18 protein-coding genes and 1 tRNA gene are annotated in these 18,615 nt (G+C 74.0%); 9 read left to right on the plus strand and 10 right to left on the minus strand.

Going from position 1 to position 18,615, the window contains the following annotated elements:
* The 7 genes from AVP42_RS16800 to AVP42_RS15380 all read right to left on the minus strand — a co-directional run.
* A partial coding sequence (locus AVP42_RS16800) for a Rho termination factor N-terminal domain-containing protein (protein WP_231878662.1) occupies positions 1 to 400 on the minus strand: 400 nt, incomplete at its 3' end.
* Between the two features lie 246 nt (positions 401 to 646).
* The gene (gene thrB, locus AVP42_RS15355; RefSeq protein ID WP_067950604.1) at positions 647 to 1,609 is read right to left on the minus strand and encodes a homoserine kinase; all 963 of its coding nucleotides are present in this window, start codon (positions 1,607 to 1,609) and stop codon (positions 647 to 649) included.
* Positions 1,606 to 2,700 carry a threonine synthase gene (gene thrC / locus AVP42_RS15360; protein WP_067950606.1) on the minus strand — a complete coding sequence of 365 codons (1,095 nt, stop codon included), beginning with the start codon at positions 2,698 to 2,700 and terminating at the stop codon, positions 1,606 to 1,608. The genes thrB and thrC overlap by 4 nt, the downstream gene beginning before the upstream one ends.
* Entirely contained in the window at positions 2,697 to 4,007 is a 1,311-nt protein-coding gene (locus AVP42_RS15365) for a homoserine dehydrogenase (protein WP_067950609.1), read from the minus strand. The genes thrC and AVP42_RS15365 overlap by 4 nt, the downstream gene beginning before the upstream one ends.
* Complete coding sequence (gene lysA, locus AVP42_RS15370) at positions 4,004 to 5,419, minus strand: diaminopimelate decarboxylase (RefSeq protein WP_067950611.1); 1,416 nt, start codon at positions 5,417 to 5,419, stop codon at positions 4,004 to 4,006. Before lysA ends, AVP42_RS15365 begins: the two co-directional genes overlap by 4 nt.
* A 189-nt stretch (positions 5,420 to 5,608) precedes the next feature.
* Positions 5,609 to 6,415, minus strand: coding sequence for an LmeA family phospholipid-binding protein (locus AVP42_RS15375; protein ID WP_067950613.1), 807 nt, complete (start codon positions 6,413 to 6,415; stop codon positions 5,609 to 5,611).
* An 11-nt stretch (positions 6,416 to 6,426) separates the two neighbouring features.
* Positions 6,427 to 8,100, minus strand: coding sequence for an arginine--tRNA ligase (locus tag AVP42_RS15380; RefSeq protein ID WP_067950615.1), 1,674 nt, complete (start codon positions 8,098 to 8,100; stop codon positions 6,427 to 6,429).
* 39 nt (positions 8,101 to 8,139) lie between these two features.
* On the opposite strand from AVP42_RS15380, the gene AVP42_RS15385 reads away from it, so the two are divergent.
* The 9 genes from AVP42_RS15385 (at position 8,140) to AVP42_RS15425 (ending at position 15,988) form a co-directional block, all read left to right on the plus strand.
* On the plus strand, positions 8,140 to 8,742 hold the full coding sequence (locus AVP42_RS15385) for a hypothetical protein (RefSeq protein WP_067950616.1): 603 nt from the start codon (positions 8,140 to 8,142) through the stop codon (positions 8,740 to 8,742).
* Positions 8,743 to 8,811: 69 nt separating this feature from the next.
* Positions 8,812 to 8,884 (plus strand) — tRNA-Arg (locus AVP42_RS15390).
* 204 nt (positions 8,885 to 9,088) lie between these two features.
* Positions 9,089 to 11,116, plus strand: a complete 2,028-nt coding sequence (locus AVP42_RS17005) for a TPM domain-containing protein (protein ID WP_082847338.1) — start codon at positions 9,089 to 9,091, stop codon at positions 11,114 to 11,116.
* Positions 11,117 to 11,165: 49 nt separating this feature from the next.
* Positions 11,166 to 11,912 (plus strand): PspA/IM30 family protein, encoded by a 747-nt coding sequence (locus AVP42_RS15400; RefSeq protein ID WP_067950620.1) that lies wholly within the window; start codon positions 11,166 to 11,168, stop codon positions 11,910 to 11,912.
* An 89-nt stretch (positions 11,913 to 12,001) separates the two neighbouring features.
* A complete protein-coding gene (locus AVP42_RS15405) occupies positions 12,002 to 12,394 on the plus strand; it encodes a three-helix bundle dimerization domain-containing protein (RefSeq protein WP_067950621.1) in 393 nt (130 codons plus the stop codon).
* Positions 12,395 to 12,449: 55 nt separating this feature from the next.
* Positions 12,450 to 13,043 (plus strand): J domain-containing protein, encoded by a 594-nt coding sequence (locus AVP42_RS15410; RefSeq protein ID WP_067950623.1) that lies wholly within the window; start codon positions 12,450 to 12,452, stop codon positions 13,041 to 13,043.
* A gap of 68 nt (positions 13,044 to 13,111) precedes the next feature.
* A complete protein-coding gene (locus tag AVP42_RS15415) occupies positions 13,112 to 13,966 on the plus strand; it encodes an arginase family protein (protein WP_067950625.1) in 855 nt (284 codons plus the stop codon).
* Between the two features lie 91 nt (positions 13,967 to 14,057).
* Positions 14,058 to 15,518: an NAD(P)/FAD-dependent oxidoreductase gene (locus tag AVP42_RS15420; RefSeq protein WP_067950627.1), complete on the plus strand. Its 1,461-nt coding sequence runs from the start codon at positions 14,058 to 14,060 to the stop codon at positions 15,516 to 15,518.
* A complete protein-coding gene (locus AVP42_RS15425) occupies positions 15,515 to 15,988 on the plus strand; it encodes a Fe-S oxidoreductase (RefSeq protein ID WP_067950629.1) in 474 nt (157 codons plus the stop codon). The genes AVP42_RS15420 and AVP42_RS15425 overlap by 4 nt, the downstream gene beginning before the upstream one ends.
* 10 nt (positions 15,989 to 15,998) lie before the next feature.
* On the opposite strand, the gene AVP42_RS15430 is transcribed toward AVP42_RS15425, so the two are convergent.
* The 3 genes from AVP42_RS15430 to AVP42_RS15440 form a co-directional block, all read right to left on the minus strand.
* A complete protein-coding gene (locus AVP42_RS15430) occupies positions 15,999 to 17,027 on the minus strand; it encodes an iron-siderophore ABC transporter substrate-binding protein (protein ID WP_157356870.1) in 1,029 nt (342 codons plus the stop codon).
* Positions 17,028 to 17,094: 67 nt separating this feature from the next.
* A complete protein-coding gene (locus AVP42_RS15435) occupies positions 17,095 to 17,919 on the minus strand; it encodes an ABC transporter ATP-binding protein (protein ID WP_067950631.1) in 825 nt (274 codons plus the stop codon).
* Positions 17,916 to 18,615, minus strand: a 700-nt coding sequence (locus AVP42_RS15440; RefSeq protein ID WP_157356871.1) for an iron chelate uptake ABC transporter family permease subunit, incomplete at its 5' end; no start/stop codon positions are given. The genes AVP42_RS15440 and AVP42_RS15435, both read right to left, overlap by 4 nt.

The following is an 18,615-nucleotide window of genomic DNA, read 5'->3' on the forward strand; positions in this document are numbered from 1 at the left end:
CGTCGGTGACGGATGCCGCGGCGGCGGGCTCCTCGGAGCCGGCCGCGTCGCCGTCGACCGAGGGCGCCGGTGCGGCCGTCGTGTCGGCGGCGGCCGTCGTGTCGGCGGCGGCCGTCGTGTCGGCGGCGGGCACGGCCTCGGCGGCTGCCGGAGCTTCGAGCCCGGGCAGGGCCTGCCCGTCGGTTGCCGGAGCCTCGACCGCGGCGACGGCAGCGTCGGCGGAGTCGGCGGAGTCGGCGTCGTGGTGGGCGGAGATCAGGTCCACGAGTTCTCCTTTTCGGCGCTTGGAGGCGCCCGCGATGCCGAGGGAGGCGGCGAGCTCCTGGAGCTCGGCGACCTTCATCGTGGTCAGGCGGGTGCGGGTCGCCACGCCGTCGGCGTGGTCGGTTCCGTTGGTCACTGGGATTCGTCCTTTCCCCTCGCCAGGTGCTGGGTTGGCCGAGGAGAGCTGATCGCGGCGCGACGGAGTCGTGCGCACGGGGCGCAGACTGCGCGTTGCGAAAGCATGAAATGCCGGGAATTGCACGATGCGGCGGGAACGCGAGCTTGCAGCGTCTGCCGGGTGCGCCATCAGTCTAGCACCGGCCGGGTCGCGTCCCGACCACGCGCCACGCCGTCGCGGCGCGACCCGGGCGCGTGCGCCGGGTCAGGCCTCGTCGACCCGCGTCACCGTCGCACCGAGGAAGTCCACGGCGAGCGGCAGCGCCTGCCAAGCGGTCTCGGCCGATTCCTCGACGAGCCGCACCGCGTCGGCGCGCTCGCTCGGATCGCTCGCGAGCACGAGGATCGACGGTCCGGCGCCGGAGACCACCGCGGCGTGACCTGCGTCGCGCAGCACCCGGATGAGCCGGTCGGTCTCGGGCATCGCCTCCGCGCGGTAGCGCTGGTGCAGCTTGTCCTCGGTCGCCGCGAGCAGCAGTTCGGGGCTCTGGATGAGGGCGGCGACGAGCAGCGCCGAGCGCGACACGTTGAAGACCGCATCCTCGTGGGGCACCGACTGGGGCTGGAGGCTCCGGGCAAGCGCGGTCGACATCTCGTGCTCGGGGACGAGGACGAGCGGCGACACGCCCCGGTGCACCATGAGCTTCTTGTGACGGGGACCCTCGGGGGTGACCCACGCGATCGTGAGGCCGCCGAACAGGGCGGGCGCCACGTTGTCCGGGTGACCCTCGAGCTCGGTCGCGAGCTCGAGGAGCTCGTCCGGCGAGATCTCGACCTCGGGCGCGAGCAGTCCCCGGGCGGCCATGACGCCGGCGACGATCGCCGCCCCGGAGGAGCCGAGTCCGCGGCCGTGCGGGATCGCGTTGCGGGCCACGAGCTTCAGCGGCGGCAGGTCGCGATCGTAGTGCGCGAGCGTGTGGGTGATGGCGCGGACGACGAGGTGCGACTCGTCGAGGGGCACCTCGCCGGCGCCGACGCCGTGCACCTCGATGCGCAGGCCCTCGCCGCCGACCTCGACGTCGAGTTCGTCGTACTGCGCGAGCGCCAGCCCGAGGGTGTCGAAGCCGGGCCCGAGGTTCGCGGACGTCGCGGGCACCTTGACGTGAACTCGTCGACCCGAGAGCTCCGCGGTCGCGGTCGCCGACGCCTCGGCGGAGGCGGCGCTCATGCGAGCCCCAGCACCTGCGCCACGTGCGCGGTGTCGGCCGGGACGACGGTCGGCTGCACGTCGGACCCGTCGGGCAGGCGGAGGGCCCACTGCGGGTCCTTCAGGCCGTGCCCCGTGACCGTGAGCACGACGCGGGAACCGGCGGGCACCTGACCGGCGGCGGACCGCTCGAGCAGCCCGGCGACGCTGATCGCCGACGCCGGCTCGACGAAGACGCCGACCTCGGCCGAGAGGATGCGCTGGGCCTCGAGGATGCGGTCGTCCTCGATGGCGCCGAAGTAGCCGTCGGTGAGGTCGCGCGCCTCGAGCGCGAGGTGCCACGAGGCCGGGTTGCCGATCCGGATGGCGCTCGCGATGGTCTCCGGGTGCTTCACCGGCTCGCCTCGCACGAGCGGCGCCGACCCCGCGGCCTGGAAGCCGAACATGCGCGGGAGCCGCGTGGCGTTGCCCGCCTCGATGTCCTCGCGGTAGCCGCGCGTGTACGCGGTGTAGTTGCCCGCGTTGCCGACCGGGATGAAGTGGAAGTCGGGCGCGTCGCCGAGGACCTCCACGACCTCGAACGCGGCGGTCTTCTGCCCCTCGATGCGGTCGTTGTTGACCGAGTTGACCAGATGCACCGGGTAGTTCTCGGCGAGGTCCCGCGCGATGTCGAGGCAGTCGTCGAAGTTGCCCTGGATCTGGATGAGGTGCGCGTCGTGCGCGATGGCCTGGCTGAGCTTGCCCATCGCGATCTTGCCCTCGGGCACCAGCACGGCCGCCTTGATGCCGGCGTGCGTGGCGTACGCGGCGGCCGACGCCGAGGTGTTCCCCGTCGAGGCGCAGATGACGACCTCGGCGCCTCGCTCGACGGCCTTGGTCACGGCCATGGTCATGCCGCGGTCCTTGAACGACCCCGTCGGGTTCATGCCCTCGAACTTGACCCACACGTCGGCACCGGTGCGGCGCGAGAGCGCCGGAGCGGGCAGCAGGGGCGTGCCGCCCTCGCCGAGCGTGACGACGGGCGTGGAATCCGTCACGTCGAGCCGGTCGGCGTACTCGCGGATGACCCCGCGCCACTGGCGCGACGTCGCCTTCGTTGCCTGCTGGTTCACTCTGCTCCTTCGACTCGGATGACGGATGCGACGGAGGTCACGACGGGGCTGTCTCCGAGGGCGCGCACCGTCTCGGCGAGCGCGGACTCGCGCCCCTCGTGGGTGCCGATGACCAGCGTAGCCCGGCCCGTCTCATCGCTGATGGTCTGCTGCAGTTCGCCGACGGAGACCCCGTGGTCGGCGAACACGTGGGCGATCGTGGCGAGGACGCCCGGCTCGTCGGCGGCCTCGATGGTGATGGCGTAGCGCGTGGTGATGCGGCCGATGTCGAGCACGGGCAGCTCGGCGTGGGTCGACTCGGCCGTGCCGGGACCGCCGAGCACGTGCCGCCGGGCGATGGCGACGAGGTCGCCGAGGACGGCCGAGGCGGTCTGCACGCCGCCGGCCCCGGCGCCGTAGAACATGAGCGGTCCGGCCGCCGCGGCCTCGACGAACACCGCGTTGTTCGCGCCGTGCACGGCCGCGAGCGGATGGCTCCGGTGCACCATGGCCGGGTACACCCTGGCGGAGACGCCCTCCTCCCCCGTCTCGGGGTCGGCCAGGCGCTCGCAGATCGCGAGCAGCTTCACCACGTAGCCGGCGCGGGCAGCCGACTCGACCTGCGCCGCGGTCACGCCCGTGATGCCCTCGCGATGGACCGACTCGATGGGCACGGCCGTGTGGAACGCGAGGCTGGCGAGGATGGCCGCCTTCTGGGCCGCGTCGTAGCCGCCGATGTCGGCCGTCGGGTCGGCCTCCGCGTAGCCGAGCTCGGTCGCGGTCGCCAGGGCGTCCTCGAGCGAGGCGCCGGTGGTGTCCATCCGGTCGAGGATGAAGTTCGTCGTGCCGTTGACGATGCCGAGGATCCGCTCGATCCGGTCGCCCGCGAGGCTGTCGCGGAGCGGGCGGATGATCGGGATGGCGCCGCCGACGGCCGCCTCGTACGACAGCTGCGCGCCCACCTGCTCCGCGGCGGCGAACAGCTCCGGACCGTGGGTGGCGAGCAGCGCCTTGTTGCCCGTCACGACGTCGGCGCCCGAGGCGATGGCCTTGAGGACGAGCGTACGGGCCGGTTCGAGTCCGCCCATGAGCTCGATGACGATGTCGGCGCCGACGATGAGCGACTCGGCGTCGGTCGTGAACAGCTCGCGCGGGAGGTCTGCGTCGCGCGGCGCGTCGACGTCGCGCACCGCGATCCCGGCGAGCTCGAGGTGCGCGCCGATGCGGCTGGCCAGCTCCTCGCGCTGCTCGAGCAGCAGGCGCGCGACCTGCGAGCCCACCGAGCCGGCGCCGAGGAGCGCGACCCGGATGGAACGGTATTCGATCATGCGGTGACTCCGTGTCGGTCATCGTCGTGGTCGGACAGCCCGGCGTCGCGCGCGAGGAGGTCGTCGACGGTCTCGCCGCGCACGATGACGCGCGCCGCACCGTCGGCGACCGCCACGACCGGCGGCCGGGGGACGTGGTTGTAGTTCGAGGCGAGCGACCAGCAGTACGCGCCCGTCGCGGCCACCGCGAGGAGGTCGCCGGGGGCGACGTCGTGCGGCAGCCAGTCGTGCTCGACGACGATGTCGCCGGACTCGCAGTGCTTGCCGACGACGCGGGCGAGGGCCGCCGCCTCGTCGGAGGTGCGGGAGGCCAGGCGCACGGTGTACTGCGCGCCGTAGAGCGCGGTGCGGATGTTGTCGCTCATGCCGCCGTCGACCGACACGTAGTGGCGCCATCCGTCGTCGGTGGGCACCGCCTTCACGGTCCCGGCGGTGTAGAGCGTCACCCCGGCCGGCCCGATGATCGTGCGACCCGGCTCGAACGCGAGCCTCGGCACGGGCACGCCGTGACGACCGGCGGCCTCGGCGACCGCCGCGGCGATGCGATCGGCGATCGCCTCGATGGGCTGCGGGTCGTCGGCCTCGGTGTAGGCGATGCCGAAGCCGCCCCCGAGGTTCAGTTCCGGCACCGGAGCCGACGCGGTGAGTTCGGCGTGGACCGCGAGCAGCCGCTCGGCCGACTCGGCGAAGCCCGCGGCGTCGAAGATCTGGGAGCCGATGTGGCAGTGCAGTCCGACGAAGTCGAGCGAGTCGTGCGAGCGGATGACGCCGGCGACCCGTGCCGCGTCCTGCAGCGGGATGCCGAACTTCTGGTCCTCGTGGGCGGTCGCGAGGAAGTCGTGCGTCGACGCGTGCACCCCCGAGTTGACCCGCAGGCGCACGCGCTGGACGCGACCGGCCCGGGACGCGGCATCCGCCACCCGCCGGACCTCGATCTCGCTGTCGATCACGATCGTGCCGACGCCCGCCGCGATCGCCTGCTCGATCTCGGCCGTCGACTTGTTGTTGCCGTGGAAGCCGATGCGTGCGGGATCCGCGCCCGCCCGGAGCGCGACCGCGAGCTCGCCGCCGGTCGAGACGTCGACCGCGAGGCCCTCCGCGGTCATCCACTGCACCATGGCCCCCGACAGGAACGCCTTGCCGGCGTAGTAGACGACGGCGGTGGTGCCGACGGATGCCGCGGCCCGCTCGAAGGCCGTACGCGTGCGCGCGGCCCGGGCGCGGGCGACGGTCTCGTCGACCACGTAGAGCGGCGTGCCGAAGCGGTCGGCGAGCGTGCGGACGTCGACGCCGCCGAGCACGATCCGGCCCTCGTCGTCGCGGTGCGCGCCCTCGGGCCACACCTGCGGTGCAAGGGCGTTCGGGTCCGCCGGCGCGGGCGGAGGCACGGGGGCGGAAGCGCTGGATGCCACGGGAACCTCACGGGACGTTTGGGAACGACGATCACTCGGTCGGCGAGCGAACCCGGATCGGTTCCTGAAGCCTCGGTGCGAGCCGCCCTCGTGAGGCGGCGTCCCCGCGAGTCTAGCGACGAGCGCCGCGGCCGCCGAATCGGGTGACGCCGGACGACCCGGGCACGGTCACGACGGGGACGGCGCGGTTCAGCCGCAGGTTCCGGTGGTCGCGAGGGTGTCCGCGGCGATCGCCAGATCGGACGCCTCGAGTCGCACGGTGGCCCCCTCCGGGGTCACGTCGATGCCGGCCACCTCGACGCCCTCGGGGAGGCGGTCCGCGACGCACACCGGGTAGGGGTCGCCGCCGAGCACGCGATCGACGAGGCTCGAGGCGTCGATCGTCGCCCCGCCGGCCCGCACCTCGGCCGCGACCGGCGTGAGCAGCACGCGGTCCCCCGCGGCCTCGGGTTCGGCCGTGATCTCGAAGCCGACGCGCAGGCCGAGGATCTCGAGCTCGTCGGAGTACGCGACCGTGCCCTCCCCGAGCGTCAGGCCGCCGTCGATGCCCTGGGATTCGGCGATCGCATCGAGCGCGGCCTCGTCGACGGTCGCCTCGGCGATCGCGCGCTCCACGCTCCCGCCCTCCTCGAGGGGCACGCCGTACGCGGTGACGGTCGCGTCGACGGGGACGCCCTGCACCGACAGCTCGGGCGCGGTCGCGACGACCTCGTCCATGCGACCGGTGAGGACCTGCCAGAGCGCCGAGACCCCTCGGATCTGCACGTCGACCTCGCCCTCGACGCCCTCCGGCAGGTCGCGTTCGATCGAGTCGGCGACCGCGCGCTCGGCGATGCCCCGGCCGACGGTCTCGACGAGGACGAGGAGGCCGACGACGATGACGAGCACCGCTCCGACGATGATCGCGGCGCGCGTGCCGGCGCTCGTGCGACGCCTGGGCCCGTCGTCGACGGGCGTGGAGTCGAAGCGGACGGTGTCAGCGTCGGAAGCGGCCATGGGTCGGGAGGTTACATGCGCTCGGGGGCCGACACGCCGAGGAGGTCGAGGCCGTTGCGGATGACCTGGCCCGTCGCGTCGTTCAGCCAGAGGCGCGTGCGGTGCAGGTCGGTGACGGGTTCGTCGCCGAGCGGGAGCACGCGGCAGTTGTCGTACCAGCGGTGGTACAGGCCGGCGAGCTCCTCGAGGTAGCGGGCCACGCGGTGCGGCTCGCGCAGTTCGGCCGCCTGGGCCACGATGCGCGGGAACTCCTGCAGCGCCCCGAGCAGCGCCGACTCGGTCTCGTGGTCGAGCAGTTCGGGCGCGAACGCGGTGCGGTCCACCCCCGCCTCGGCGACGTTGCGCGCCAGCTGGGTCGTGCGCGCGTGCACGTACTGCACGGAGAACACGGGGTTGTCGTTGCCGCGCCGCTGGAGCACCTCGGGGTCGATCGCGAGCGGCGAGTCGGCCGGGTACCGCGCCAGCGTGTAGCGCAGCGCGTCGGTGCCGAGCCAAGCCTGCAGGTCGTCGAGCTCGATGATGTTGCCCGCGCGCTTGGAGAGCTTGGCGCCGTTGATGCTGACGAGCTGGCCGATGAGCACCTCGATGTCGCGCTCGGGGTCGTCGCCGGCGGCACCGGCCAGTGCCTTGAGGCGGTGCACGTACCCGTGGTGGTCGGCGCCGAGCAGGTAGATCTTGTGCTCGAAGCCGCGGTCGCCCTTGTCGAGGTAGTACGCGGCATCGGCGGCGAAGTAGGTGTAGACGCCGTTCGCGCGACGGATGACGCGGTCCTTGTCGTCGCCGAAGTCGGTCGTGCGAACCCACACGGCGCCGTCCTCGTCGTAGACGTGGCCCTGGGCGCGGAGGCGCTCGACGGCGGCGTCGATCGCCGACACGCCCTCGTCGTCCTTCGCGTGCAGCGCGCGCTCGCTGGTCCAGACGTCGAAGTGCACGTTGAAGCGCTCGAGCGACTCGCGGATCTCGCCGAGCTGGAGCTCGTAGGCGATCTCGCGCGCCGTGTGCAGCGCCACCTCGTCGTCGAGCTCGAGCAGGTGCGGTTCGCGCTCGAGCACGCGGGCGGCCAGGTCGGCCACGTACTGGCCCGGGTAGCCGTTCTCGGGCGTCGGCTCGCCCTTCGCCGCGGCCAGCACGGACGCGCCGAAGTTGTCCATCTGGTTGCCCGCGTCGTTGATGTAGTACTCGTTGGCGACCTTCGCCCCCGCGGCGCGCAGTACGCGGCCGATGGAGTCGCCGAGCGCCGCCCAGCGCGTGTGGCCGATGTGCAGCGGTCCGGTCGGGTTCGCCGACACGAACTCGAGGTTGATCACTCGACCGGCGAGCGAGTCGCCCCGCCCGTAGGCCGCGCCGGCCTCGACGATCGCCTTGGCGAGCGAGCCGGCCGCGGCGGCGTCGAGCCGGATGTTGATGAAGCCCGGGCCGGCGACCTCGGCGCGAGCGACGCCGTCGACCTCGGCCAGGCCGGCGGCGAGCTCGCCGGCGAGTTCGCGCGGGTTCGAACCGAGCGGCTTGGCGATGCGCAGGGCGATGCTCGAGGCCCAGTCGCCGTGCTCGCGCAGCTTCGGACGCTCGAGCGTGACGGCCTCGGGCGCCAGCTCGAGCGCGACCTCCTCGCCCGACGCGCGTCGTCGCTCGACCAGCTCGGAGACGAGGTCGAACAGGACACGCGAGAGATCGGCGGGAGTCACTCGAAGATCCTACCCGTCGCCGTTGGTAGGGTTTCCCGCATGCCGCGCCCGAACACCCAGCTCCGCCGCTCCGCGGTCGCCCTGGCCGCCGTGCTCGCCCTCGCCGGATGCACCACCCCCGACGCGCCGTCGGCCACCGAGACGCCGACGTCATCCGGGACGCCCGCACCCAGCGGATCGGCGGCACCGACGCCGGCGCCGACCGAGGAGCCGCTCCCGTTCGAGGCGGTGTGCGCCGACCTCATCACGCTCGACCAGATGTACGAGTTCAACCCCAACTTCGGCGAGGCGCCCGGTTTCGAGCCGGAGTCGGACGACCTCGTCGCGGTCGCGGACGCGCAGGGCACCGTGTGCGGCTGGAGCAACCAGACGAGCGGCGACCTGATCGGGCTCGGCGTCGCGACCCTGCCCGGGAACGCGTTCGCGGCCCAGGTCGGACGCGCGGCGGTCGACAGCACCGCGGTGCCGACGTACGGCACGCCGCCGGAGGTCGAGGGCTTCTTCAGCCAGTCGGGCGGCGTCGGCCGGGCGCAGGTGTTCGCCGACGGCTACTGGATCGTGCTCGAGTCGCCGGAGTTCCTCGAGCCCGGTGACGCCGAGCCGCTCGTCACCGCCGTCCGCGGCAACCTCGCGGCGCGCTGAAGCACGCCCCGGCGAGCCCGCCGCGCGTCATCCGCAGGGTGCGTCAGGTGGTAGTGTGAATGGCTGTGCGCCTCCGTAGCTCAGGGGATAGAGCGCCGGTTTCCGGTACCGTAGGTCGGGGGTTCGAATCCCTCCGGGGGCACGTCGTGAAGAGCCGGGTCCACTCAGTCAGCTGAGGGCCCGGCTCATTCCGTTTCCGGGCGCCCAGCCGCCCGACGCCCGGTCGCTCCGCGACTCCCCGCGTCCGCTGGAAGTCTGCTGCACGTCTGCGGCCGATGCGTGGACGCTCCCGTCCGCGCCGCCATAGACTCCAGACATTCCGGTCCGAGGGGAAGGCGTCTGGCACATGCGGTCGGTACGAGGGAGTTCGATCGCGGTCGCCGTGCTGGCCGGGCTGCTCGCGGTCGCGCCCGCAGCGGCCGCCCATGCCGAGGACCCGGTCTCGTTCGGCGCGAGCCCGGTCGTCGACACCGTCGATGCCCTGAGCGCGTCCGAGCTCACCGAGGTCGAGGCCGCGATCGAACGCGCCGCCGACGACACCGGCCGGCAGCTCTTCGTCGCCTTCGTCGACGAGTTCACGAATCCGGCGGATGCCGCGTCGTGGGCGACCGACACCGCGAACGCCAACAACATGGGCACCGAGGACTACCTGCTCGCCGTCGCCGTCGAGGGTCGTTCGTACTACTTCTCCGCTGCGCCCGACGCGTCCCTCACGCAGGCCGACACCGACCGGATCAGCATCGAGCGGATCGAGCCCCGGCTGCGCGACGAGGACTGGGCGGGGGCGGCCGTCGCGGCGGCCCAGGCGCTGGGCGGCGGCGGAGGCGGCGGCGGGTTCGGCGCCGGCTTCCTCTGGATCCTCCTCGGCGGCGCGGCCGTCATCGCGGTCGTCGCCGTGGTGCTGGCGCGGCGTCGCCGTCGCGACGCGGGGGCGCCCGGGATCCCCGGGGGCGCGCCCGGTGCGGACGCCGAACCGCAGGTCCCGCTCGAGGAGCTCCGCCGCCGCGCCGCGAGCGCGCTGGTCCAGGCCGACGACGCACTGAAGACGAGCGAGGAGGAGCTCGGCTTCGCGACCGCGGGCTACGGCGAGGAGGCCACCGCGGGCTTCCGGAGCGCGCTCGAGACCGCGAAGGCGCGCGTCGCCGAGGCGTTCACGCTGCAGCAGCGACTCGACGACCACGAGCCCGACACCGAGCAGCAGCAACGCGAGTGGTACACCGCGATCCTGGCCCTCACGGCGGAGGCGGAGTCGATGCTCGACGCCGAGGCCGACCGCTTCGACGCCCTGCGCGACCTCGAGCAGAACGCCCCGCAGGCGCTCGCACGCGTCGAGGCCGCCGCCCGCGCCGCGGAGGACGGCATCGCCCCCGCCGCGCAGCGACTGCAGGCGCTCGGCGCGCAGTACGCGGCATCCGCGCTCGCCACGGTCGCCGACAACCCCGAGCAGGCCCGCACGCGGATCGCCTTCGCCCGGGACTCCATCGGCGAGGCGCGGGCCGCGCTGGAGCGCGGGGAGAGCGGGGCCGCGGCCGTCGACATCCGGGCCGCCGAGGAGGCGACCGACCAGGCGCGCCTGCTCACGGCGGCGATCGAACGCCTCGCCGCCGACCTCGCCCAGGGCGACCGGGCCGTCGCGGCCGGCGTGGACGACCTCGACGCCGACGTCCGCACCGCACGCGGCCTGCCCGACGTGTCGCTCGCCGGCCTCGCCGACCGCGTCGAAGCGGAGTCCGCCGCGATCCGAGCCGAACTCGCTCGCCCGGGCCGGTCGCCGCTCGACCTCGCCGCACGGGTCGACCGGGTCAACGCGGAGATCGACCGGGCCGTCAAGGGTGCCCGAGACGCGCAGGTGCAGGCCGAGCGCACCCGCGCCGAGCTCGACCGCGCGCTGCTGGCCGCCCGAAGCCAGGTGCAGGCCGCCGAGGACTACCTCGTCGCGCGCCGCGGCGCCATCGGCTCGGAGGCCCGGACCCGGCTCGCCGAGGCCGGCCGCCTCGTCGTCGAGGCGCAGTCGCTCGCGGCATCCGACCCGCCCCGAGCCCTCGCGAGCGCCCAGCGGGCCGAACAGCTCGCGTCGAGCGCGATGTCGCTCGCCCAGCAGGACGTCAGCGGATTCGGCGGCGGCATGCCGGGCGGCGGGATGTTCGGCCAGCCCGCGCGCGGCGGAGGCGGCGACATGTTCGGCGCGGTCCTCGGCGGCATCCTCATCAACTCGATGATGGGCGGCGGCGGAGGCGGCGGCATGTTCGGCGGCGGCGGAGGCGGCGGCCGCAGCCGGGGCGGCTTCGGCGGGGGCTTCGGCGGCGGGCGCTCCCCCGGCAGCTTCGGCGGTTCGGCCACGCGCGCCCGCCGCGGCAGCGGAGGCCGCTTCTGACCCGCTCCACCGCCCACACCCCACGACCACCAACCGGAAGGAAGCCACGATGACCAAGCAGTCCATCTTCGGACGGATCTCGCAGCTGCTGCGGGCGAACGTCAACGCGCTCATCGACCAGGCCGAGGACCCCCAGGTCATGCTCGACCAGATGGTGCGCGACTTCACCAACTCGATCGCCGACGCCGAGGCGGCCATCGCCGAGACCATCGGCAACCTGCGCCTGCTCGAGGACGACCACCGCGAGGACCTCGAGGCCGCGCGCGAGTGGGGCGACAAGGCCCTCGCCGCGAGCCGCAAGGCCGACCAGCTGCGCACCGCGGGCGACGCCGCGGGCGCCGACAAGTTCGACAACCTCGCCAAGGTCGCGCTCAGCCGGCAGATCTCGTCCGAGAACGAGGCGCGCGCCGCCGAACCGCAGATCGCCGCGCAGACCGAGGTCGTCGACAAGCTCAAGAGCGGCCTGAACGGCATGAAGCAGAAGCTCGTCGACCTGCAGAACAAGCGGTCCGAGCTCATCGCCCGCGCCAAGACCGCCCAGGCGCAGCAGCAGGTCCACGCCGCCGTCAAGTCGATCGACATCCTCGACCCGACGAGCGAGCTCGGCCGGTTCGAGGACAAGATCCGCCGCGAGGAGGCCAAGGCGCGCGGCCAGGCCGAGATCGCCGCGTCGAGCATCGACGCGCAGTTCAACGAGCTCGACGACCTGGGCGAGCTCACCGAGGTCGAGGCCCGGCTCGCCGCGCTGAAGGCCGGCGGCGGTTCCTCCGACCAGGGGCAGATCGCGTCGAACTGACGAGCGAGCGGATGCCGCCGGCCGCCCGCCGCGCGGCATCCGCCCCTCGCCTGGCCACCACCCGACCCCGCGGCGGAAGGAGCCGAGAGATGCACGCCGAGGACGAGCGGACCCTGGTCGGTCGCATCCCCGACCGGCTCGCCGCGCACTTCCCGGAGATCGCGCCCGAGCGCATCGCCGAGGTCGTCGAACAGGAGTACCGGCGCTTCGACGGACGCCCGATCCGCGACTTCGTGCCCGTGCTCACCGAGCACCAGGCGCGCGACCGGTTGCGCGCCGAGGGCACGGCCGAGGTCTTCGCCTCCCCGCCAGACCTCGCTCCGGCGGACCCGCGACCGGTGCCGGACCCCGAGCACGATCCCGCCATGCGCCGGCCCGAGCCCCACTCGGTCGATCCGCGAGCCGGGGAGACCCGCCCGGAGGCGCCCGCCGGCTCGCCCGTGACGCTGCTGAACGGCGACCTCGGCGGAGGGCCGGCATGATGGCCGCCTCCTTCCGGCGCGCGCACGCGGTCCGCGAGCCGCGTGCGTCGGCGCCATGACGCCCGACGAGGCCGCTGCCGCGCTCGGCGTCGACCGCGACGCCGACTCCGCGGAGATCGACCGCGCCTACCGGCGCCTCGCGCGCGAACTGCACCCCGACCGCTACACGGGCCGTCCGGCCGACGAGGTGCGGGCGGCCAGCGACCGGTTCATCGAGGTCACCCGGGCGCACGACGTGCTGCTCGCGGCGCCGCGCCGGCCCGCGCCATCCGCTCGCATCGTGGTCGAGCGCCCCCCGGCGGATGCCGCGCGGCCGGAGACCGCGTACCGGCGGCCGTTCGGCTGGTGGCTGTTCGCGGCCTGGACGGCGCTGATCGTCGTCGGGGCGATCCTGTCCACGGCGACCGGCCCGCTGTTCACGCCGGCCGACCTCTGGGTGCGGCTGGCGCTGCTCATCGCCTTCGCGCTGGCCACCGCGCTCACGGGTCGCCGGTGGGTGTGGCGGGTCACCCTGGTCCTCCTCGGACTGAGCGCGATCGCGGTCATCGCATCGACGACCGTGGCCGGCCTGCTCGGGCTCGGGTTCATGGCGATCGCCTGCTTCGGCCTGGCGGTGCAGGGTCGGCTGGTCCGCTTCCCCGACCAGTGAGGCACGGAGCCGCGGGCGGTGCCCGGCGCGTCGTGGCGGACCCGTGCCCCGCGGAACATACTGGGAGCATGCCGGCCGCCTTCCTCGTCATCCCCGAGTGGCAGGGCTCCGTGTCGTCCCGTGCCATGAGCCATGCCGATGGCGCGCACGCGATCCACGGCGACCTCCCGTCCGCCTCCACCGTGCTCGTCGACGTGCCCATGGAAGCGGGCGACGCGCTCGGGACGGGAGTGCAGCGGTACAGCGCCCTGCGGCGCGTCCGGGAACGGACCGCCGACGCGCTCGCGCGGGCCACGGGCACGCCCATCGCCATCGGGGGCGACTGCGGGATCGCGCTCGCGCCGGTGGCCGCAGCCTCCGCCGCGCACCCGGGCGAGGTCGCGGTGCTGTGGCTCGACGCGCACCCGGACCTGAACTCGCCCGAGACGAGCCCGTCGGGCGCGTTCAACGGCATGGTGCTGCGCGCCATCGCGGGCGACGGTGCGGACGGGCTCGCCCTCGACGGGGCGACGCGCATCCCGCCGTCGCGTCTCGTCCTCGGCGGGCTGCGCGCGATCGACGACGGCGAGCAGGCGTTCCTCGACGAGCACGGCGTGACGGCGTTCGGGGTGGGCGAGCTCGCCGACCCCGCGTCGGTCGTGGCGGCGCTCCGCGCCACCGGCGCCGGCCGCGTCTACGTGCACGTCGACCTGGACGTGCTCGATCCGTCGGCCATCGCCGGGCTGTCGTACCCGCTGCCGTTCGGCATCGGAGCCGTGGAACTGGTCGCGGTGTTGAAGGCCGTGGTCGAGGCGTTCCCGCTCGCCGGTGCGTCGATCGCCGGGTTCACGCCCGCCTCGGCCGAGCTCGCGATCGACGACCTCCCGACGATCCTCCGCATCGTCGGCGCGCTCGCATCGGGCGCATCGAGCGCGGGCCGCTGAATCGCCGCGAGCCGATGCCGGCGACGGCGCCCGGTGCCTAGGCTGGGGTCGGGCCGCCCGGTGCACCGCGGCGCCACCGGAGGGAGTCGGAATGGACCACCGCGAGTTCGATGTCGTGGTGCTGGGGGCCGGAGCGGTCGGCGAGAACGTCGCCGACCGCGCGCGTGCCGCCGGCCTCGAGGTCGCCATCGTCGAACACGAGCTCGTCGGCGGCGAGTGCTCGTACTGGGCGTGCGTGCCGTCGAAGGTGCTGCTGCGCAGCTCGACCGTCCTGCGCGCGGCGCGCCGCGTCCCGGGCGCGGCGGAGGCGGCCGCGGGTGAGCTGGACGTCGCCGCGGTGCTCGCCCGGCGCGACGAATGGGTCTCCGACTGGGACGACCGCAACGGCGTGGCGTGGGTCGAGAGCATCGGCGTCGAGCTCGTCCGCGGTCACGGACGACTCGACGGCGAGCGACGAGTGGTCGTGACCCGGCCCGACGACACGGAGGTGGCGCTCGTCGCGCGGCACGCGGTGGCGGTGTGCACGGGCTCGACCCCGAACGTCCCCGACATCCCGGGCCTCGCCGAGGCCCGCCCGTGGACGAGCCGCGAGGCCACGAGCGCCCGGAGCACCCCCCGGCGCCTCGCCGTCATCGGCGGCGGCGTCGTGGCGGCCGAGATGGCGTCGGCGTACGCCGGGTTCGGCACGGAGGTGACGGTCCTCGCCCGCACGACCATGCTCGGCTCGATGGAGCCGTTCGCGGGAGAGGCGGTCGTCGCCGGGCTCCGCGCCGCGGGCGCCACCGTGCGGCTCGGGGTCTCGCCGGAACGCGTCGACCGGGGCGACGACGGTCGGGTGGTGATCACCCTTCCGGGCGGGGACACCATCGAAGCCGACGAGGTGCTCGTCGCGACCGGGCGACGACCGCGCACCACGGGCATCGGGCTCGAGACGGTCGGACTCGAGGCCGCAGCGTGGATCGACGTCGACGACACCCTCGCCGTCACGAAGCTCGCGGATGCTGCGACCGACGGCGCCGATCCGTGGCTCTACGCCGTCGGCGACGTGAATCACCGTGCGCTCTTCACCCACCAGGGCAAGTACCAGGCACGCGCCGCCGGCGACGTGATCGGCGCGCGGGCACTCGGCCGGGCCGTCGACGATGCGCGATTCGGCATCCACGCGGCCACCGCCGACCGCGTCGCCGTCCCGAGCATCGTGTTCGGGGATCCGGAGGTCGCGACGGTCGGGCTGACCGCCGCAGCAGCCGAGGGGGCCGGGATCGCGGTCCGGCTCGCGGAGGTGCCGTTCTCGAGCGCGAGCGGTGCCGGGATCCTCGCCGACGGGTACGAGGGCCGCGCCCGCCTCGTGATCGACGCGGACCGCGGCGTCGTCGTCGGTGCGACCTTCGTCGGGCCGGACACGGCCGAGCTGGTGCACGCCGCGACGATCGCCATCGTCGGCGAGGTTCCGGTGGACCGGCTGTGGCACGCCGTCCCCGGCTTCCCGACCCTGAGCGAGATCTGGCTGCGCCTGCTCGAGTCGCTCGGGCGTCCCGAGGCCCACGGATGAGCGCCGCCCACCGCGCACCCGCCCGAGCGCCGTGGCCGCCGAGCGCGCCGCGGAGCCGGACGGTCCGGCTCCGCCTGACCGACTCCCCCATCAGCCTCGCCGGGTACTGGTGGGCGACGGCCGTCGGCTTCGCGTGGGGCTTCCTCTGGAGCCGGGGCCGGATCGAGCGGCGCCGCGGCCTCATCGTGTTCCGCGGCATGCCCCGTTGGACCTTCGGCCGCGGTGGATCGTGCGTCGGCGGCTGCTACCTCACCTCGACGAACGTGTCGCACGCCGTCCTCGGGCACGAGGCCGTCCACCGGGCCCAGTGGCGGCGGTACGGCATGCTCTTCCCGATCCTCTACTGGATGTCGGGGCGCGACCCGCTCGCCAATCGCTTCGAGATCGAGGCCGGGCTCGAAGCCGGCGGCTACGTGCGACGGCCCGGGCGCTCGACGCGCCCGGGCCGGGAGGCGGCATCCGCCGGCTGACGACCGGGCGTCAGTTCGACGGCTCTGCGGCCGCGGAGAGGGCCGAGACCAGCTCGTCGAGGCCGTAGGTGAGCGAGAGCGCCGTGGGCGGCGAGACGGCGGCGATGAGCTCGGTTCCGACGACCTGGGCGACCTGGCCGCGCGAGACCGCCGGGATGGCCGAGATCGGTGCGGAGGACAGGAACGCGTCGGCCTCGGCCGGCGTGTCGTGGTAGCTCAGGACCAGGTCGGAGTCGAGCTGGTCGAGCTGCTCGTAGCTCAGCGTGTAGAAGAACGGAGAGTCGCCGTTCTGGAGCTCGGCGACCGCGGGCGCGTCCTCGAGGCCGAGCGCGGAGAGGAACTCCACGCGCGAGTCCTCGGGCGTGTAGACGTAGAAGGTGCCCGCGGTGTCCCAGACGGCGGCCACCGTCTTCCCGGCGAGCTCCGGGTGCTCCTCGGCCTTCGCGGCGAGTTCGGCGTCGAGGTCGTCGAGGACGCTCTGCGCCTCGTCCTCGAGCCCGAGCGCCGTGCCGACGGTCGTCACGACCTCGCGCCACGGCGTGGTCCATGCCGCGTCGGGGTAGGCGACGGTGGGTGCGATCTCGCTCAGGAGCTCGTACTGCTCCTCGGTGATGCCGGAGTACGGCGCGAGGATCACGTCCGGAGCGGCCTCGATGAGCTCCTCGTAGGGCGGCGCCTCGCCGTCGTCGGTGAGGATGGCCGGCGTCTCGGCGCCGAGCTCCTCGAGCTCGTCGGCGACCCAGGGCAGGACGCCGTCCTCGTTCGCCCCGTAGGTCTGCTGGGCGATGGCGACCGGCACGACGCCGAGGGCGAGCGACGCCTCAGTGCTCCCCCAACCCCAGGTCGCCACCCGCTCGGGCGCCTCGGCGAGCTCCGTCTCGCCGAAGGCGTGCTCGATCGTGACGGGGAACGCGCCGTCCGATCCGCCGGCGGCCTCCTGACCGCCCGAATCGGCGGCTCCGGTCCCGGCGCAGCCGGACAGGGCGAGGGCGGTGGCGGCGGTCACCGCGATGGCGGCGAGCTGTCGGCGCGCGTGCATGGAGGGCCTTTCGACGGAGGGGTGGGGTGCGGATCCGGAGGATCCAGCGAACTTAGCTAAGCCTAACCTAAATCACGGTCGGGTTTGCGTCACGGTGGTAACGCCCGATCGGCACCACCAGGGGCGACCCTGCGACCGGATCCTGGGTCACCAGGCACTCCAGGCCGAACGCGTCCGCCACGGTCTCGGCGGTCATCACCTCGGCGGGGTGTCCGGCTGCCCGGATCCGCCCGCCGTCGACGACGACGAGGTGGTCGGCGTACCTGGCCGCGAGGTTCAACTCGTGCAGCACCATGACCACCGTCGTGCCGTGCTCTCGGTTGGACTCCGTGAGCAGGTCGAGCAGCTCGAGCTGATGGGCCGCATCGAGGAAGCTCGTCGGCTCGTCGAGCAGGACGATGCGGGCCCGCTGGGCCAGCACCATCGCGATCCAGACGCGCTGGCGCTGGCCGCCCGAGAGCTCCGCGACGGGCCGGGCGGCGAGCTCCGCGGTGCCCGTGGCCGCGAGCGCCTCGGCCACGATCCGATCGTCGTCCGAGGAGCGTCCGCCGAACCAGCCGCGATGCGGATGGCGACCGCGGGCGACCAGCTCGGAGACGAGGACCCCGTCGGGCGCGACCGGCTGCTGCGGCAGCACGGCGACGCGGCGCGCGAACTCCCGCGCGCCGTACGAGCGCACGTCGCGCCCGTCGAGCGAGACCCGCCCCGACTGCGGGACGATGAGCCTGGCGAGGCCGCGCAGGAGGGTCGACTTGCCGCTGCCGTTCGGGCCGACGATCGCGGTGATGCGCGCGTCGGGCACGGCGAGGTCGAGCCCGTCGACCACCGTGCGGCCGTCGTAGCCGAGCCGCAGCCCTTCCGCACGGAGTGCGTGCGAGTCCGGATGCGTCATCCGTCTGCTCCCTTCCGATTGCCGCGGGCGATGAGCCACAGCAGGTACGGCGCGCCGATCAGGCCCGTGACGATGCCCACCGGGACGGCCACGCCACCGAGCGCGTGCTGGGCGACGAGATCGGCGACGAGCACCATCGCGGCGCCGACGAGGGCGGATGCCGCGAGCGAGGGCCGCCCGTGCCCCGCGAGCGCCCTCGCGACCGGCGGCGCCACGAGGGCGACGAACGCGATGGGACCGGTGAGCGCGGTCGCGACGGCGACGGCCGCCACGCCGAGCAGGATGGCGATCAGGCGCGAGCGGGTCACGTCCACGCCGAGCCCGCGGGCCGTGTCGTCGTCGAGCGCGAGCAGCGGCATGCGCGGTGAGAACGCGGCTACGAGGGCGAGCACGACCGCGAGGGCGGCGCCGGCGATCGCGAGCTCGTCCCATCCGATGCTCGAGACGCCGCCGACCATCCACACGAGCGCCGCGGGCGCCTCGCGGATCTCCGCACGCGTGATGAGCCACCCGAGCAGCCCCGACACGATCGAGGCGACGCCGATCCCGACGAGGACGAAGCGGATGCCGGTGAGCCCGTCTCGCCACGCGAGCGCCCAGACGATCGCCGCGACGGCGAGGGCACCGGCGAAGGCGGCGAGCGAGACCGCCGGGCCGGTGAGGCCGAACAGGAGCATCGCTGTGACGGCGGCGAGG

Origin of the sequence: Agromyces sp. NDB4Y10, from assembly GCF_001620055.1 — a bacterium.
Taxonomy (GTDB): domain Bacteria; phylum Actinomycetota; class Actinomycetes; order Actinomycetales; family Microbacteriaceae; genus Agromyces; species Agromyces indicus.

Excerpts from the sequence above, each read along its gene's own strand:
- AVP42_RS15425 (WP_067950629.1), top strand. The coding sequence starts at position 15,515 with ATGAGCGCCGCCCACCGCGCACCCGCCCGAGCGCCGTGGCCGCCGAGC.
- AVP42_RS15430 (WP_157356870.1), bottom strand. The coding sequence starts at position 17,027 with ATGCACGCGCGCCGACAGCTCGCCGCCATCGCGGTGACCGCCGCCACC.
- AVP42_RS15365 (WP_067950609.1), bottom strand. The coding sequence starts at position 4,007 with ATGATCGAATACCGTTCCATCCGGGTCGCGCTCCTCGGCGCCGGCTCG.
- AVP42_RS15375 (WP_067950613.1), bottom strand. The coding sequence starts at position 6,415 with ATGGCCGCTTCCGACGCTGACACCGTCCGCTTCGACTCCACGCCCGTC.
- AVP42_RS17005 (WP_082847338.1), top strand. The coding sequence starts at position 9,089 with ATGCGGTCGGTACGAGGGAGTTCGATCGCGGTCGCCGTGCTGGCCGGG.
- AVP42_RS15385 (WP_067950616.1), top strand. The coding sequence starts at position 8,140 with ATGCCGCGCCCGAACACCCAGCTCCGCCGCTCCGCGGTCGCCCTGGCC.
- AVP42_RS15420 (WP_067950627.1), top strand. The coding sequence starts at position 14,058 with ATGGACCACCGCGAGTTCGATGTCGTGGTGCTGGGGGCCGGAGCGGTC.
- AVP42_RS15415 (WP_067950625.1), top strand. The coding sequence starts at position 13,112 with ATGCCGGCCGCCTTCCTCGTCATCCCCGAGTGGCAGGGCTCCGTGTCG.
- AVP42_RS15410 (WP_067950623.1), top strand. The coding sequence starts at position 12,450 with ATGACGCCCGACGAGGCCGCTGCCGCGCTCGGCGTCGACCGCGACGCC.
- AVP42_RS15435 (WP_067950631.1), bottom strand. The coding sequence starts at position 17,919 with ATGACGCATCCGGACTCGCACGCACTCCGTGCGGAAGGGCTGCGGCTC.
- AVP42_RS15400 (WP_067950620.1), top strand. The coding sequence starts at position 11,166 with ATGACCAAGCAGTCCATCTTCGGACGGATCTCGCAGCTGCTGCGGGCG.
- thrB (WP_067950604.1), bottom strand. The coding sequence starts at position 1,609 with ATGAGCGCCGCCTCCGCCGAGGCGTCGGCGACCGCGACCGCGGAGCTC.
- AVP42_RS15405 (WP_067950621.1), top strand. The coding sequence starts at position 12,002 with ATGCACGCCGAGGACGAGCGGACCCTGGTCGGTCGCATCCCCGACCGG.